Genomic DNA, 14,383 nt, shown 5'->3' with positions numbered 1-14,383 from the left:
GGCGTTGCTTTTGGGGGTCGCATGTTTCGCATTTTTCTGGTGGGCGTCTTGCTCGCCTTTTCGCGGCCCGCGCTTGCCCAGGAAGCGGGCGGCGCTCCGGCCGCACCGGCGGCGTCCGACCGGCTTCCGACCGCCGCTTTCGCCCGGCTGCCCTTCATGGAAAGGCCCGAGCTGTCGCCCGACGGCGAGCATGTCGCGGGGCTGTTCGGCATCCAGGGACAGCAGGCCATCGCGATGATCGCGGTGCGCGGCGGCGCCAAGCCGACGATCATCGCGGTGCCCGACCAGACCGAGATCGACTGGCTGCAATGGGTCGGCGACGACAATATCATCGTCGGGCTGCGCGCGCTGCTGCCCGTCGAGACCGACAATTGGTACATCCAGCGGCTGATCGCCATCAACCGCTCGACGGGCAAGGTGACGCGGCTGCTCTGGGACCTCGGGGGCCAGGATACCGCGGACGTCGTCTGGGTCCCGACCGACGGCAGTACCGAGATTCTCGTCGCCGGGCAGAATTCGATCTATTCGGGGGTGGATTTCTGGCCCGCCGTCTACCGCGTCAACGTCGTGACGGGGCGCAAGCGGACCGAGGTCAACGGCCGCGACAGCATCATGGACTGGGGCGCCGACCATCTCGGCCGGGTGCGCTATGGCATCGGCTACCGCGACCAGGCGATGAAATCGACCTTGATCTATCGCAGCGACGGCAAATCCTCCTTCCGCTCGATCAACAGCGCCTCGCTCCGCGACGACGAAAGCCTTTCGATCCCCTTCGTCTTCACCCCCGACACCGACCATGGGCTGGTCTATGACGAGACCGACGACGGGCGGACGGTGATCGCCGAGATCGACCTGCCGACGGGGCGCAAGGTGCGGATCGCGCACGAACTGGAAAAGGCCGATATCGAGGGCGCGATCCGCTCGCTCGACAAGTCGCGCCTGCTCGGCTTCCACACCTCCGACGATGCCCAGCCGGTCCGCTGGATCGACCCCGTCATGGCCGGACATCAGGCGACGCTCGACGCGACGTCGCCCAAATCGCGGGTCCGGATCGTCAGCTTCAGCCAGGATCTTTCGAAGCTGCTGGTGCTGGTCAGCACGCCCGACAATCCGGGGCTCTATTTCCATTATGATGCCGGCACGGGCACCTTGTCGAAGCTGGCGTCGGCCAATGAGGCGATCGGCAGCAAACGGCTGTCGCGCGCGAAACTGGTCCAGTACAAGGCGCGCGACGGGCTCGAGATCGAGGGCGTGCTCACCTTGCCGCGCGGGCGCGACCCCAGGAATCTGCCCTTCATCGTCATGCCGCACGGCGGCCCTTGGGGCCACGACACGCTCACCTATGATTATTGGACGCAGTTGCTCGCCGAGCGCGGCTATGCGGTGCTCCAGCCCAATTTCCGCGGTTCGACCGGCTATGGCGAGGCATTCCTGAAGGCGGGGCAGGGCCAGATGGGCTTCGCGATGCAGGACGATGTCACCGACGGGGTGAAGTGGGCCGTGGCCGAGGGGATCGCCGATCCGAAGCGCGTGTGCATCGTCGGCGCCTCCTACGGCGGCTATGCGGCCATGTGGGGGATCGCGAAGGACCCCGATCTCTATCGCTGCGCGATATCGATCAACGGCGTGTCGAACCTGCGCCGCGAGGTCAATGATTTCGGGAACAGCTTCCGCTCGCGCCTCTACCGCGACCAGTGGCAGAAGATGACGCCGGACTTCGCCGCGGTGTCGCCGATCAACGCGGTGGATCGCATCAAGACGCCGCTGCTGCTCGTCCACGGCAAGAAGGACGTCACCGTCGACCATGTCCAGTCGGCGAAGATGTACAGTGCGATGACCAAAGCGGGCAAAAAAACCGAATTCGTCTCGATCCCGCTCGCCGACCATTATTTCACGCGCGAGGCCGACCGGTTGACGCTGCTGACGTCGATCGAGAGCTTTCTCGCCAGGCACAACCCGCCCGATTGACCACCATCTTTCCTATCCCCGCAAAAGCGACTATCGCGCGTCGATGACCGACACCTCATCGACGGCGCTGCCGCGCACGCTCTCGCCCTCGCTCTTCCTGTTCACGATCATCTATGGCGGCATGGTCGTGCTCGCCGGGGTGCTCGGCAACAAGCAGGTCGCGCTCGGCGGCTGGCTCGCGGTCGAGGCGGGGATCTTTCCTTTCCTGCTGCTCGTCGCGCTGTCGAGCAGCGTGTCCGAACTCCATGGGCAGGGGACGGCGAACCGGCTGGTGCTCTGGGGATTCGTGCCGCTGATCCTGTCGATCCTGCTGATCTCGCTCGTGCTCGCGCTGCCCGCCTCGCCCGAGATGCAGCCCGACCGGCTGGCGGCGTTCGACCTGATCCTGGGGCAGGGGCCGCGGCTGATGGCGGCGGGCATCGTGGCTTACGGCACGTCGCAATTCCTCAACGTCACGATCTTTTCGAAGCTGCGCGGGCGCGAAGGCAGCGGCACGGGGTCGACCTGGCTCGCGATCCGCGGCGCGATCGCCAGTGCGCTCAGCCAGATCGTCGACACGCTGCTCTTCGTCACCATCGCCTTCTACGGCGTCTTCCCCATCGCCAATCTGATGGGCGGGCAGATGCTGGCGAAGGTCGTGCTTTCGATCCTCGTCATTCCCTTCGTGATCACCGGGCTCGTCGCGCTCGGCCGCAGCCTCGACGCGAAGGAAAAGGCCGCATGAGCCACGCCCCCGATCCCGCGATGCTGGCGAAGGCCGAGACGCTCGTCGAGGCCTTGCCCTATCTGCAGCGCTATGCCGGCCAGACCTTCGTGATCAAATATGGCGGCCATGCGATGGGCGACCCCGAGGCGCAGCGCGATTTCGCCGAGGATGTCGTGCTCTTGAAGGCGGTCGGCATCAACCCGGTGGTCGTCCATGGCGGCGGGCCGCAGATCGGCGCGATGCTGAAGCAGCTCGGGATCGAATCGACCTTCGTCGGGGGGCTCCGCGTCACCGACGCCGCGACCGCCGAGGTCGCCGAAATGGTTTTGGCGGGCAAGATCAACAAGGAAATCGTCAGCTGGATCGCGGCGCTCGGCGGCCGCGCGGTGGGCATTTCGGGCAAGGACGCCAACCTCGTCCTCGCCGAAAAGGTCGCCCGCACCGAGCCCGACCCCAATTCGGGGATCGAGCGCCACGTCGACCTGGGTTTCGTCGGCGAACCCGTCGCGGTCGACCCGACGATCCTCAAGAATCTCACCGACGACAATTTTATCCCCGTCGTCGCGCCGGTCGCGCTCGGCGCCGACGGCGCGACCTACAATATCAACGCCGACACGATGGCCGGGGCGATCGCGGGCGCGCTGGGGGCGAAGCGCTTCTTCCTGCTCACCGACGTCGCGGGGGTGCTCGACAAGGACAAGAATCTCCTGACCGACCTCGACCGCGCGGCGATCGACGCGCTCAAGGCCGACGAGACGATCACCGGTGGCATGATCCCCAAGGTCGAGACCTGCGTCGCCGCGGTCGATGCCGGGGTCGAGGCCGCGGTCATCCTCGACGGGCGTATCCCGCATGCCATGCTGCTCGAAATTTTCACCGCACGGGGTGCGGGCACGCTCATTCATCGCTAAGCTATCCCTCGACCTTTCGGCCGGAGTTCCCAATGTATTTGATGGTCCTGCAGATCCTCTCGATGCTCCTCAACATCCTGTGGTGGATCATCATCGTCCAGGCGGTGATGTCGTGGCTGCTTGCGTTCAACGTGATCAACACCCACAATGAATTCGTCCGCCAGCTGTGGTTCGTGCTCGAACGCATCACCGAACCGCTCTATCGCCCGATCCGGCGCATCATGCCCGACTTCGGCGGTATCGACCTGACCCCGATCGTCGTGCTGATCCTGATCGCGATCCTCCAGGGCCCGGTGCTGCGCTACCTCTACACCCTCGGCCTCAATTCGGGGATGCTCTGATCCGATGAGCGATGCGCATGTCATCGACGGCAAGGCCTTCGCCGCGGGGCTGCGCGAACGAATCGCCGGCGCGGTCCCCGCCTTCGGGGCCGTGACCGGGCGGGTGCCCGGGCTCGCGGTGGTGCTCGTCGGCGACGATCCGGCGAGCGCGGTCTATGTCGGCTCGAAGGGCAAGGCGACCGTGGCCGCCGGCATGGCGAGCTTCGAGCACCGCCTGCCCGCCAGCGCGACGCAGGACGAGGTCGAGAGCCTGCTCGCCACGCTCAACGCCGACGAGGCGGTCGACGGCATATTGCTCCAGCTTCCGCTCCCCGGCCATCTCGACGAGCAGGCGGCGGTCGCGACGATCGATCCCGACAAGGATGTCGACGGGCTGACCCCGGTCAGCGCCGGGCGCCTCGCGCTCGGCATTGCGGGCATGGTGCCCTGCACCCCCTATGGCTGCCTGCTGCTGCTCCAGGACCGGCTCGGCGACCTGTCGGGCAAGGAGGCGGTGGTGATCGGCCGCTCGATCCTCGTCGGCAAGCCGATGGCGGCGCTGCTGCTCGGCGCCAATGCGACCGTCACCATGGCGCACAGCCGGACGAGGGATCTCCCTGATCTCGTCCGCCGCGCCGATATCGTCGTCGCCGCGGTCGGGCGTGCCGAGATGGTCAAGGGCGACTGGATCAAGCCGGGCGCGGTCGTCATCGATGTCGGCATCAACCGGCTCGCGCCCGCCGACGGCGAAGCGAAGGGCCGGCTGGTCGGCGACGTCGATTATGCGTCGGTGCTGCCGCTCGCCTCGGCGATCACGCCGGTGCCGGGCGGGGTCGGGCCGATGACCATCGCCTGCCTGCTGCGTAATACGCTCGTCGCCGCGCATCGCCGCGCCGGGCTTGCCGATCCGGAGGGTTTCTGATGCGCCTGCTGCTCGCCGCCCCGCTCGTTCTCGCACTGGCGGGCTGTGCGGGCCAACCCGACGATATCCGCAACCGCCCGCTCGGCCCCAATCCCAGCGGCTTCGTCGCCGCCGAGATCGGCTTCGCGCGGCTCGCGCAGGAAAAGGGACAGTGGACGGCGTTCCGCGAGACGTCGGCGCCCGACGCCGTGATGTTCGTGCCGCAGCGCGTGAAGGCGCGCGACTGGCTGCGGTCGCAAAAGGACCCCGCCGAAGCGGTCAAGTGGCAGCCGCACGCGGTCTATGTCAGCTGCGACGGCAATGTCGGCGTCACCACCGGCGCGTGGCAGAAGGGCCCGGCGAACGGCTATTTTACCACCGTGTGGCTGCGCGATCCCAAGAGCGGCAAGACGCTCTGGACGCTCGACCATGGCGACGAACTGACGACACCGCGCGAAGCGCCCGACTTCATCGATTCGAAGCAGGCGGTCTGCGGCACGCGGCCCGGCGTCGCGCTCGACGCGGGCGCCGAGGGCGAGGACCGCGCGGTCGGCCTGTCGCCCGACCAGAGTTTGAGCTGGACCTCGGTCGTCCAGCCCGATGGCGCACGGCGGATCACCATCCGCCTCTGGGACGGCAGCGCGATGCAGCCGGTGATCGACGACCGGGTCGCGGCGCCCAAAAAGCCGTGATCGACCTGTTCATCTCGGCCTTCGTCACGCTCTTCGTGGTGATCGACCCGCCGGGCTGCGCGCCGATCTATGCCAGCCTGACGACGGGCGCCAGCGCGGCGCAGCGGCGATCGATGGCGATCCGCGCGACGATCATCGCGGGCGGCATCCTCGTCTTTTTCGCGATGTTCGGCGAAGCCCTGCTCAGCTTCCTCCACATCGACCTCGACAGCTTCCGCATCGCGGGCGGGCTGATGCTGTTCATCATCGCGATCGACATGGTGTTCGAAAAGCGCACCGAGCGCCGCGAACAGCGCGCCGAAAAGGTCAAGGCGACCCCCGAGGTCGAGGATGTCTCGGTGTTTCCGATGGCGATGCCGATGCTGGCGGGTCCGGGTTCGATCGCGTCGGTGATGCTGCTCGTGTCGCAGAACAATGGGCTCGACCGCGCCTTCGTGATCTTCGGCGCATTGCTGCTCGTGCTGCTCCTCACGCTCGCCGCGCTGCTCGCCGCCGGGCCGCTGATGCGGCTGATCGGCAACAAGGGCGAAGCGGTCATCACCCGCCTGCTCGGCGTGCTGCTCGCCGCGCTCGCGGCGCAATTCGTCATCGACGGGATCAAGGCGAGTTTCAACCTGGCTTGATCGGCTTTCCGCTTTGCGGAAAGCGGCGGCACCGGCCCGCTCCCCAATCCGGCCTCCCGAACATAGTACCCTATGGGAGGCCGGGTGGGGGAGCGGGCCGGTGCCGCTTCCGGCGTCAGCCGGAAAATAGCTTTACCGCGCGGCGTTGACGTCGTTCTGCGTCACCGGCGCGATGCGGATCTCGACGCGGCGGTTGCATTGGTAATCGGCTTCGCCGCGCTCGGGCGAGCATTTGAGCTGCGATTCGCCGAAGCCCATCGTCGCGACGCGCGCGCGCTGGATGCCGCGGCCCGCGAGATAGTCGGCGACCGACGAGGCGCGGCGCTCGGACAGTCCCTGGTTATAGCTGTCGCTGCCCGTCGAATCGGTGTGGCCGTAAACGTCGATATAGGTGCTGGGATATTCGGCGAGCGTCGCGGCGACATTGTCGAGCGCGCTGCGGAACTGCGATTTCACCAGCGCGCTGTTATAGTCGAAGGTCACGTCGCCGGGCATGTTGAGCACCAGCTGGTCGCCCTGGCGCTCGACGTCGATGCCGGTGCCCGCGGTGCGTTCGCGCAGTTTCTTTTCCTGCTGGTCCATATAATAGCCGACGCCCGCGCCCGCGACCGCGCCGATGCCCGCGCCGACGATCTCCTCGGTGCGGCTGTTCTTGCCGCCGATCAGGTCGCCGAGCAGATAGCCGCCGAGCGCGCCGCCGACGCCGCCGATCGCGGCCTTCGAAATCTTCTTCTCGCCGGTCACTGGATCGGTGACGCAGGCCGACAGGCCCAAAGCGGCGATGCCCGCCAGCGCGGCGATTTTGATCGATGCGGTCTTCATGGTGCGCTCCCTTTTTGTTTCGGCCGGCTGGTCCCGGCCGCGCATGCAATGTGCCGATAACATCCGGCTGCCGCTCTGGTTCCATCCATTGCCTGAACGCCTCCTGAGCGATCCCCCGTCCTTTCGTCCGTCGTCGCCATTGTGCGGCGCACGATCTTTCGCTTATAGGAAGGCATGACCCAGACCGACAGGGGCCGGGCGCCGATGCGCCGTCCAACCGCCCGATGAGCCCTTTCCCATGGGGCGACGTCGTGATCATCGCGATCCTCGTCCTTCTCAACGGCGTTTTCGCCATGTCCGAACTGGCCATCGTCTCGTCGCGCGACCCGCGGCTGCAGGCGGCCGAGAAGCGCGGCAGCCGCGGCGCCGCGATCGCGCGCCAGCTCGCCGCCGACCCCGGCCGCTTCCTCTCGACCGTGCAGGTCGGCATCACGCTGATCGGCGTGCTCACCGGCGCCTATTCGGGCGCGAGCCTTGGTGGCCCGGTCGCGCAGCGGCTCGAGGCCTATGTCGGGCTCGACCCCGAAAACGCCGAAAATTTCGGCTTTGCGATCGTGATCGCGGTGACCACCTATTTCTCGCTGATCGCGGGCGAGCTGGTGCCCAAGCAGTTCGCGCTGCGCGCGCCCGAACGCATCGCGATCGTCATGGCGGTGCCGATGCTGTGGCTGTCGCGCATCGCAGCGCCGCTCGTCTGGCTGCTCGACGCGAGCTCGGGGCTCGTCTTCCGCCTGCTCGGTCTCAGTCGCGAATCGGAGGACCGGGTGACCGCCGAGGAGCTCCACCTGATCGTCGCCGAGGCGTCGAAATCGGGGGTGATTGAGGAAAGCGAGCGCGCAATCATCTCGGGCGTCGTGCGCCTCGCCGACCGTCCGGTGCGCGAGGTGATGACCCCGCGGATCGAAGTCGACTGGATCGACATCGCGTCGGACGCCGACGCGGTGCGCGCCAAATTGCTCGAAAGCCCGCACACGCGCCTGCCCGTCGCGCGCGGCTCGGTCGACGACATTATCGGCGTGGTGCAGGCGCGCGACATCGCGGGCGCGCTGTTCCGCGGCGAGACGCTCGACCTCGAACAGCTCACCCGCCGCGCGGCGGTGATCCACGACCAGATCGACGCGATGGACGCGCTCGAAAGCCTGCGCGCCGCCGAGGTGCCGGTGCTGCTCGTCCACGACGAATATGGCCATTTCGAAGGGCTGGTGACGCCCGCCGACCTCTTGTCGGCGATTGCCGGCGAATTCGCGTCGGACCAGGATATCGGCAGCGAGCCCTTCGTCGTTGAGCGCGAGGACGGCAGCCTGCTGATCGCGGGGTCGATGCCGGCCGACCAGATGGCCGAACGGCTGGGCATCGAGCTCGGCGAAGATCGCGACTATGCGACCGCCGCGGGCCATGCGCTGGCGATCCTGAAGCATCTGCCCAAGGAGGGCGAGGTGTTCCGCGACCGCGGCTGGCGCTTCGAAATCGTCGACATGGACGGGCGCAAGATCGACAAATTGCTGGTGAGCGAGATGAGCAGGCCGGGCGGCGAGGGCGAAGAGGAATAGCCGTCAACTTTGGGGTGGGGAGCGGACGTTGCCTAAATCGTCGCCCCCGCCTTCGCGGGGGGCGACGGCTTGTTTCGCCCGAAAGCGGCCGCGCGTCACCCGTCGCGCAGCGGCCGCCGCGCGACGTCGTTTTCGATGATGTTGCGGATCGCGATCATCGTCGTGAAGCTGTGCACGCCCTTGTCCTCGCCCAGCACGCGGCGGGTGAAGCGGTCGTAATCCTCCATCGTGCCGACCTGCACCTTGAGCAGGAAATCATCTTCGCCGGTGACGTCCCAGGCGCCGGTGATTTCGGGATGGCGGACGATCTCGCGCGCGAAATGGTCCATCGTCTGCGGTCCCGCTTGCTGCATGCGGACCAGCACATGCATGGTCAGCGCCGATCCGGTCAGCGCCGGATGGACCACCGCGATGTCGGCGACGATCACCTTCTCGTCGCGCAGCCGCCGCAGGCGGCGCAGCACCGCCGAGAGCGACAGCCCGACCTTGTCGGCGAGCACCCGCGCGGGCTGCTGATTATCCTCGCGCACCAGCGCGAGCAGGCGGCGGTCGAAGTCGTCGAGGTCGGGTATTTTTCGCATAAAGGCGAATATAACGCGAAAATTATTCGTTCATATGGCGATTATAGGCGCCAATCGCCGGATGCGCGGACGTAGAAGGATCGCGTCCGGGCCGCTCTCCCCCGTCCCTTGCCGGCCCGGACACAGGAGATGTCCCATGACCCATGCCCGTAGCGAAACGACCTGGATCGGCCGGCTCTATGCCGCACTGATCGAAGCCTCGGCGGCCGCCGTCGCGGTCCACTATAACGCGCCGTGGCAGCGCGTCCCGAGCGGGCGCGCCAACCGTCGCGCCTGATTGCAGATTGGTCTGGCCGGCCGGTTTGGGGTGGGGAGCTGCTCTTCGTGATCCCCGGCGAAAGCCGGGGCCCATGGGAACGAGGCCGCGCTAGCCATCAGGGCCAACTCAAACTTCGCGTTTCTCAAGCTGCGTCACCCCGGGCTTGACCCGGGGTCCCGCTATTCACCGCCGTCAAGCGGGACCCCGGGTCAAGCCCGGGGTGACGATCGGGGAATGGCCGCTCCCGCCCGAAAACCGCCCCAGCAAAAACCGCTTTCCTAATAAATCGCGCCATGGTCTACCCTGCCGGATGAGGCTTATGTCCATCCGTAGCGTCACGCGCTCACTGCGATTGCCGCTAACCCCTTGTTCCCGCGCGCGATGGGGCGTCAACTTAGTCAACTTCCGCCCGAAACCCGCCATTCAACGACCGGCAGCATGGCCGCTCATCGAGCAACGGCACACCTCAGGCAAAAGCCCCGACGCTCTCGATGAACTTGATCACCGAAATCGGTTTCGAGACATAGGCCTCGGCCCCGGCGGCGCGGATCTGGTCCTCGTCGCCCTTGCCGGCATAGGCGGTGACCGCCATGATCGGCACCTCGCGCAGCATCGGGTCGGCCTTCATCTGGCCGATCAGCTCGAGCCCGCTGACGTGCGGCAGCTGGATGTCCATGATGATCAGGTCGGGGGTCAGCTCGCGCGCCTTGTCCAGCGCGTCCCGCCCGTCGCGCACCGGATGCGCGCTATAGCCATGGGCGTTGAGCAGGTCGCAGAACAGGCGCAGGTTGAGTTCATTATCCTCGACCACCAATATGGTCTTGCCCATGATTAATCGCTTCCCCACCTTGTATCTGCGGCCCGTTTAGGCGAAGCGGCCCGCGGAAACAATCGCCTCGCGGGAAGAAGGACGCGCCCTTGCACGATGCCGACGAAGCGCTGGCGCTGAACGCGCTGGGCTGGATCCTGACCGACGAGCCGCGCGCCGAACGGCTGCTCGCGCTCACCGGGCTCGCGCCCGAGACCCTGCGCGAATCGCTCGGCGAGCGCGGGACGCTCGCGGCGATTCTCGCCTTCCTGACCGCGCATGAAGCCGACTTGGTCGCCTGCGCGGTGGGGCTCGACATCAAACCCGAAGATATCGCTGCCGCCGCCCATCGCCTGTCCGGCGACGAAAGGATCGAGACATGAACCGACCGCTCGTCATCACCGATTGCGACGAGGTGCTGATGCACATGGTCGTGCCCTTTGCCGAGTGGGTCGACGCCGAACATGGCGTGCTGTTCCGCATCGAGGATGCGAGTTTCGCGGGTGCCTTGAAGCGCAAGGAATGCGGCACGCCCTTGGAGGCGGCCGAGGTCTGGCCGTTGCTCGACGGCTTCTTCACCAGCCAGATGACGCGCCAATATCCGATCCCCGGCGCGCTCGCGGCGATGGCCGAGATCGCGAAGCACGCCGACATCGTCGTGCTCACCAATGTCGGGCCCGAGCATCAGCAGCGCCGGATCGAGCAGCTCGCACTCCATGATTTCCACGCGCCGGTGATCGGCAGCCGCGGCGGCAAGGGCGAGCCGGTGCGCCGGCTGATCGAAGAGTATCGGCCCTCGGTCGCGGTGTTCATCGACGACCTGGCGGGCCACCACACATCGGTTGCGCAGGAAGCGCCCGAGGTCTGGCGGCTCCACCTCGTCGGCGAACCCGCGATCGCCGAAAAGATCGCGCCGTCGAAGCATGCGCATGCGCGGATCGACACCTGGGCCGAGGCGCAGGACTGGATATTGGCGCGCCTCACCGAAAACATCCCCGCGCCCTTGCCTGTTTTGGGCTAACCCGTCACCGTATAAGGAAACCCTCATGGATATCGCCGCCAAGCTCGCCGATCTCGGCCTCGAACTGCCCAAGGCCGCGGCGCCCGTCGCCGCTTATGTGCCCGTCGTCGAACAGGGCGGCATGCTCTATGTCAGCGGCCAGCTGCCCTTCCGTGACGGCCAAGTCGTCACCGGCCGGCTCGGCGCCGATGTCGATGTCGCGGGCGGCTACGACGCCGCGCGCCGCTGCGCGCTGATGCTGCTCGCACAGATCGGCAACGCGCTGGACGGCGACTGGTCGCGGGTCGCGAAAGTCGTGAAGCTGGGCGTCTTCGTGAACAGCACGCCCGATTTCACCGACCAGGCCAAGGTCGCCAACGGCGCGTCCGAATTGTTCGAATCGCTGTTCGGCGATGCGGGGCGCCACGCGCGCGCCGCGGTCGGCGTCGCGGTGCTGCCGCTCGGCGCCGCGGTCGAAGCCGACGCGATCGTCGCGGTGCGGCCGGCCTAGGACGCTGGTGGCCGAGGCCGACCCGCCCGCGCGCAGTATTTCGCTCGGCACCGGCGTCGATGCGATCGACGCGGCGGCGTGGGACGCGCTGCACGACGGCGGCAATCCCTTCGTCTCGCACCGCTTCCTGTCGCTGCTCGAACGATCGGGCAGCGTGGGGCCGGGGACCGGCTGGCAGGCCGCGCCGCTGCTAATCGAGGACGAGGCGGGGACGCTCGTCGCCGCGGCGCCCGCTTACCTCAAATCGCACAGCCAGGGTGAATATGTCTTCGACCACGCCTGGGCCGATGCCTGGGCGCGCGCGGGCGGCGATTATTATCCCAAGCTGCAGATTGCCGCTCCTTTTACTCCCGTGCCGGGGCCGCGGCTCCTCGCGAACAGCCACGACGACGCGATCCTGCTGCTCCGCGCCGCGGAGGCGGTGGTGCGCCAGAACGGGCTGTCGTCGGCGCACGCGACTTTCGTCGCGCCCGAGCAGATGCCGCTGTTTGAGGAGGCGGGCTGGCTCGTCCGGCGCGACATCCAGTTCCATTTCGCCAATGCGGGTTATCAAAGCTTCGACGATTTCCTCGCCACCCTGACCTCGATGAAGCGCAAGCAGCTGCGCAAGGAGCGCGCGCGCGCCGTCGAAGGGCTCCGGATCGAGGAGCTAAGCGGTGCGGCGATCAAGCCCGAGCATTGGGACGCGATGTGGCTCTTCTATCAGGACACCGGCGCGCGCAAATGGGGGCAGCCGTATCTGACGCGCGAGGCGTTCGACCTGATGGGGCAGACGATGGCGGAGGATATCATCCTCGTCCTCGCCTTCGATGGCGACGGGCGCGCGGTCGCGGGCGCGATGCATTTCGTCGGGGCCGACACGCTCTACGGGCGCTACTGGGGTTGCCTGATCGACATCCCCTATCTGCATTTCGAATTATGCTATTACCGCGCGATCGATATCGCGATCGCGCGCGGCCTGGGGCGGGTCGAGGCGGGCGCGCAGGGCGGGCACAAGCTCGCGCGCGGCTATGGCCCCGTCGCGACTTGGTCGGCGCATTTCATCGCCGACCCGGGTTTCCGGCGCGCGGTCGCCGACTATCTGGAAACCGAACGCCGCGCCGAGGAAGCCGAAATGGACTGGCTCGAAGGGCATATGCCCTTCCGGCGGGCGGATTAAACCGCAGCCGGATAAAGAATTTCACGCGAAGACGCGAAGGCGCGAAGAGGTCGTGTTCGCCGCGAAGCGGCTTTCTTCCTTCAGCGTCGCGACAAATTGCGCGGTGATGGAGAAATGGGCCTATCGGCCCCGAGCCAACTTCTTCGCGCCTTCGCGTCTTCGCGTGAAACAAAATTCACACCGCTGCCGGAAATGCTCCGTTCAGGCTGCAAACCGCCGCGCGGCCGGGCGGCGCGCGGTTTCGTCGAGCCAGGCGCGCGCCTGGCGCTGCGCTTCGGCGATTTCCTCGCGGGTCATTTCGTCGGACAGGTCGGCGCGGCATTGCTGGCCTTCCTTGTTGCCGCCGAGCGCCGCGAGATTGAACCATTTATGCGCCTGGATCAGGTCGACATCGACCCCGCCGCTCCCGGTCGAAAAGGCGATGCCGAGATCGAAATAGGCATTGGCGTCGCCGCGCGCGGCATCGAGCAGCCGGCTTTCGATCAGATATTGAGCGGACTTCAAACTGTTGGCCATGATAACCCCCTGTCGCCTCTCCCCACCGAGAAGCTTCGGGTTCGAACCTTGCGGATCATGGTCAACAAAGCGTTAACGGCGATGCGACTTTTTCGGGGATAAACGTTGGAACGCGCGAAAATCCGCGACTTCGCCCATTAATCAGCCGACCGGATAATTGTCGATCAGCCGCGTTTTTCCGATTCGCGCCGCCGCGAGCAGGCGGGCCGGGGCGCGAAATTCCTGCAACCGTTCGAGGCTGTCGGCATCGGCCAGCGCGACATAATCGACGCTGTCGAAGCCGCCGGCCATGATCGCCTTTTCAGCCGCCGTCAGCGTTTCGGTAACGTCGCCGCCGCTGGCGATCGCCGCGGCCGCAGCCTTCAGTGCGTCGGGAAAGGCGGTGGCGGCGGCGCGCTCTGCCTCCGTCAGATAGGCGTTGCGCGACGACAGCGCGAGGCCGTCGCCGTCGCGCGCGATCGGCGCGCCCAATATGTCGAGCGCGAAGTCGAGGTCGCGCGCCATGCGGCGGATGATCGCGAGCTGCTGCCAGTCCTTCTCGCCGAAGATCGCGACGTCGGGCCGCACCTGGTTGAACAATTTGGCGACGACGGTCGCAACCCCGTCGAAATGGCCGGGCCGCGCGGCGCCGCAATAGTCGCTGCCGAGCTCGGCGACTTCGATATGCGTGCTGTGGCCGCCGGGGTACATCGTCGAAACATCGGGTGCCCAAAGCAAGGCGACGCCCTCCTGCGCAAGCAGCGCGGCGTCGCGCGCCTCGTCCCGGGGATAGGAGGCGAAATCCTCGTTGGGGCCGAACTGCGTCGGGTTGACGAAGATCGACACGATCACATGGTCGGCGACGCGCTTTCCCATCTGGACCAGCGACATATGCCCGTCGTGCAGCGCGCCCATCGTCGGGACCAGCGCGACGCTCTTGCCGCCCTGTTGCAGTGCCGAAACGGCACGGCGGAGCATCGCGATGTCACGGATGATTTGCACGGCTGCCCCGCCTCCGATAATGGCGGCTGAAACGCCACCCACGCGGCTCCCATGCGCCGCCGACAGGAAAATCGC

18 protein-coding genes are annotated in these 14,383 nt (G+C 66.8%); 13 read left to right on the top strand and 5 right to left on the bottom strand.

Translation table 11 applies throughout. From position 1 onward, the window contains the following. Nucleotides 1-21: 21 nt before the first annotated feature. The 7 genes from ATE62_RS00980 to ATE62_RS00950 are packed head-to-tail and all read left to right on the top strand — an operon-like array spanning nucleotide 22 to nucleotide 6,121. Entirely contained in the window at nucleotides 22-1,968 is a 1,947-nt protein-coding gene (locus tag ATE62_RS00980; protein WP_058806600.1) for an alpha/beta hydrolase family protein, read from the top strand. Nucleotides 1,969-2,011: 43 nt separating this feature from the next. Further along, nucleotides 2,012-2,692 carry a queuosine precursor transporter gene (locus ATE62_RS00975; RefSeq protein ID WP_058806601.1) on the top strand — a complete coding sequence of 227 codons (681 nt, stop codon included), beginning with the start codon at nucleotides 2,012-2,014 and terminating at the stop codon, nucleotides 2,690-2,692. Further along, complete coding sequence (gene argB / locus ATE62_RS00970) at nucleotides 2,689-3,585, top strand: acetylglutamate kinase (RefSeq protein ID WP_058806602.1); 897 nt, start codon at nucleotides 2,689-2,691, stop codon at nucleotides 3,583-3,585. Before ATE62_RS00975 ends, argB begins: the two co-directional genes overlap by 4 nt. A 32-nt stretch (nucleotides 3,586-3,617) precedes the next feature. Continuing rightward, on the top strand, nucleotides 3,618-3,926 hold the full coding sequence (locus ATE62_RS00965) for a YggT family protein (RefSeq protein ID WP_058806603.1): 309 nt from the start codon (nucleotides 3,618-3,620) through the stop codon (nucleotides 3,924-3,926). 4 nt (nucleotides 3,927-3,930) lie between these two features. Next, nucleotides 3,931-4,827 carry a bifunctional methylenetetrahydrofolate dehydrogenase/methenyltetrahydrofolate cyclohydrolase FolD gene (gene folD, locus ATE62_RS00960; protein WP_058806604.1) on the top strand — a complete coding sequence of 299 codons (897 nt, stop codon included), beginning with the start codon at nucleotides 3,931-3,933 and terminating at the stop codon, nucleotides 4,825-4,827. Then, nucleotides 4,827-5,498 carry a hypothetical protein gene (locus tag ATE62_RS00955; protein ID WP_058806605.1) on the top strand — a complete coding sequence of 224 codons (672 nt, stop codon included), beginning with the start codon at nucleotides 4,827-4,829 and terminating at the stop codon, nucleotides 5,496-5,498. Before folD ends, ATE62_RS00955 begins: the two co-directional genes overlap by 1 nt. Continuing rightward, nucleotides 5,495-6,121 carry a MarC family protein gene (locus ATE62_RS00950; RefSeq protein WP_058806606.1) on the top strand — a complete coding sequence of 209 codons (627 nt, stop codon included), beginning with the start codon at nucleotides 5,495-5,497 and terminating at the stop codon, nucleotides 6,119-6,121. Before ATE62_RS00955 ends, ATE62_RS00950 begins: the two co-directional genes overlap by 4 nt. Nucleotides 6,122-6,253: 132 nt before the next feature. On the opposite strand, the gene ATE62_RS00945 is transcribed toward ATE62_RS00950, so the two are convergent. Next, entirely contained in the window at nucleotides 6,254-6,943 is a 690-nt protein-coding gene (locus ATE62_RS00945) for an OmpA family protein (RefSeq protein ID WP_058806607.1), read from the bottom strand. Between the two features lie 224 nt (nucleotides 6,944-7,167). Here ATE62_RS00945 and ATE62_RS00940 point away from each other — a divergent pair, with 224 nt between their 5' ends. After that, on the top strand, nucleotides 7,168-8,493 hold the full coding sequence (locus ATE62_RS00940) for a hemolysin family protein (RefSeq protein WP_058806608.1): 1,326 nt from the start codon (nucleotides 7,168-7,170) through the stop codon (nucleotides 8,491-8,493). Between the two features lie 95 nt (nucleotides 8,494-8,588). Here the strand turns inward: ATE62_RS00940 and ATE62_RS00935 are convergent, their stop codons facing one another. Then, nucleotides 8,589-9,074, bottom strand: coding sequence for an Lrp/AsnC family transcriptional regulator (locus ATE62_RS00935; RefSeq protein ID WP_058806609.1), 486 nt, complete (start codon nucleotides 9,072-9,074; stop codon nucleotides 8,589-8,591). Between the two features lie 136 nt (nucleotides 9,075-9,210). Here ATE62_RS00935 and ATE62_RS23110 point away from each other — a divergent pair, with 136 nt between their 5' ends. Beyond that, on the top strand, nucleotides 9,211-9,351 hold the full coding sequence (locus tag ATE62_RS23110; protein ID WP_156420405.1) for a hypothetical protein: 141 nt from the start codon (nucleotides 9,211-9,213) through the stop codon (nucleotides 9,349-9,351). Nucleotides 9,352-9,799: 448 nt separating this feature from the next. Here the strand turns inward: ATE62_RS23110 and ATE62_RS00930 are convergent, their stop codons facing one another. Beyond that, nucleotides 9,800-10,162, bottom strand: coding sequence for a response regulator (locus tag ATE62_RS00930; protein WP_058806610.1), 363 nt, complete (start codon nucleotides 10,160-10,162; stop codon nucleotides 9,800-9,802). Nucleotides 10,163-10,251: 89 nt separating this feature from the next. Between ATE62_RS00930 and ATE62_RS00925 the strand changes: the two genes are divergently transcribed. From ATE62_RS00925 to ATE62_RS00910, 4 genes are read left to right on the top strand one after another with little or no spacing between them, the layout of a single operon-like run. Further along, entirely contained in the window at nucleotides 10,252-10,524 is a 273-nt protein-coding gene (locus tag ATE62_RS00925) for a DUF3572 domain-containing protein (protein WP_058806611.1), read from the top strand. After that, nucleotides 10,521-11,162 (top strand): hypothetical protein, encoded by a 642-nt coding sequence (locus tag ATE62_RS00920; RefSeq protein WP_058806612.1) that lies wholly within the window; start codon nucleotides 10,521-10,523, stop codon nucleotides 11,160-11,162. The genes ATE62_RS00925 and ATE62_RS00920 overlap by 4 nt, the downstream gene beginning before the upstream one ends. Nucleotides 11,163-11,187: 25 nt before the next feature. Beyond that, nucleotides 11,188-11,652: a RidA family protein gene (locus tag ATE62_RS00915; RefSeq protein ID WP_058806613.1), complete on the top strand. Its 465-nt coding sequence runs from the start codon at nucleotides 11,188-11,190 to the stop codon at nucleotides 11,650-11,652. Nucleotides 11,653-11,659: 7 nt separating this feature from the next. Then, on the top strand, nucleotides 11,660-12,811 hold the full coding sequence (locus ATE62_RS00910) for a GNAT family N-acetyltransferase (RefSeq protein WP_058806614.1): 1,152 nt from the start codon (nucleotides 11,660-11,662) through the stop codon (nucleotides 12,809-12,811). A gap of 201 nt (nucleotides 12,812-13,012) precedes the next feature. Here the strand turns inward: ATE62_RS00910 and ATE62_RS00905 are convergent, their stop codons facing one another. Continuing rightward, nucleotides 13,013-13,327 carry a sel1 repeat family protein gene (locus ATE62_RS00905; protein WP_058806615.1) on the bottom strand — a complete coding sequence of 105 codons (315 nt, stop codon included), beginning with the start codon at nucleotides 13,325-13,327 and terminating at the stop codon, nucleotides 13,013-13,015. Nucleotides 13,328-13,468: 141 nt separating this feature from the next. Next, the gene (gene panC, locus ATE62_RS00900; protein WP_058806616.1) at nucleotides 13,469-14,308 is read right to left on the bottom strand and encodes a pantoate--beta-alanine ligase; all 840 of its coding nucleotides are present in this window, start codon (nucleotides 14,306-14,308) and stop codon (nucleotides 13,469-13,471) included. Nucleotides 14,309-14,383: the final 75 nt, after the last annotated feature.

It is taken from the genome of Sphingopyxis sp. HIX (assembly GCF_001468285.1).
Lineage (GTDB): Bacteria > Pseudomonadota > Alphaproteobacteria > Sphingomonadales > Sphingomonadaceae > Sphingopyxis.
Note: the sequence above shows the minus strand (reverse complement) of the source record. Positions and strands in the feature narration are given on the sequence as shown.

Excerpts from the sequence above, each read along its gene's own strand:
- ATE62_RS00935 (WP_058806609.1), bottom strand. The coding sequence starts at position 9,074 with ATGCGAAAAATACCCGACCTCGACGACTTCGACCGCCGCCTGCTCGCG.
- ATE62_RS00915 (WP_058806613.1), top strand. The coding sequence starts at position 11,188 with ATGGATATCGCCGCCAAGCTCGCCGATCTCGGCCTCGAACTGCCCAAG.
- ATE62_RS00940 (WP_058806608.1), top strand. The coding sequence starts at position 7,168 with ATGAGCCCTTTCCCATGGGGCGACGTCGTGATCATCGCGATCCTCGTC.
- ATE62_RS00965 (WP_058806603.1), top strand. The coding sequence starts at position 3,618 with ATGTATTTGATGGTCCTGCAGATCCTCTCGATGCTCCTCAACATCCTG.
- ATE62_RS00945 (WP_058806607.1), bottom strand. The coding sequence starts at position 6,943 with ATGAAGACCGCATCGATCAAAATCGCCGCGCTGGCGGGCATCGCCGCT.
- folD (WP_058806604.1), top strand. The coding sequence starts at position 3,931 with ATGAGCGATGCGCATGTCATCGACGGCAAGGCCTTCGCCGCGGGGCTG.
- ATE62_RS23110 (WP_156420405.1), top strand. The coding sequence starts at position 9,211 with ATGACCCATGCCCGTAGCGAAACGACCTGGATCGGCCGGCTCTATGCC.
- ATE62_RS00930 (WP_058806610.1), bottom strand. The coding sequence starts at position 10,162 with ATGGGCAAGACCATATTGGTGGTCGAGGATAATGAACTCAACCTGCGC.
- ATE62_RS00955 (WP_058806605.1), top strand. The coding sequence starts at position 4,827 with ATGCGCCTGCTGCTCGCCGCCCCGCTCGTTCTCGCACTGGCGGGCTGT.
- argB (WP_058806602.1), top strand. The coding sequence starts at position 2,689 with ATGAGCCACGCCCCCGATCCCGCGATGCTGGCGAAGGCCGAGACGCTC.
- ATE62_RS00980 (WP_058806600.1), top strand. The coding sequence starts at position 22 with ATGTTTCGCATTTTTCTGGTGGGCGTCTTGCTCGCCTTTTCGCGGCCC.
- ATE62_RS00975 (WP_058806601.1), top strand. The coding sequence starts at position 2,012 with ATGACCGACACCTCATCGACGGCGCTGCCGCGCACGCTCTCGCCCTCG.
- ATE62_RS00920 (WP_058806612.1), top strand. The coding sequence starts at position 10,521 with ATGAACCGACCGCTCGTCATCACCGATTGCGACGAGGTGCTGATGCAC.
- ATE62_RS00905 (WP_058806615.1), bottom strand. The coding sequence starts at position 13,327 with ATGGCCAACAGTTTGAAGTCCGCTCAATATCTGATCGAAAGCCGGCTG.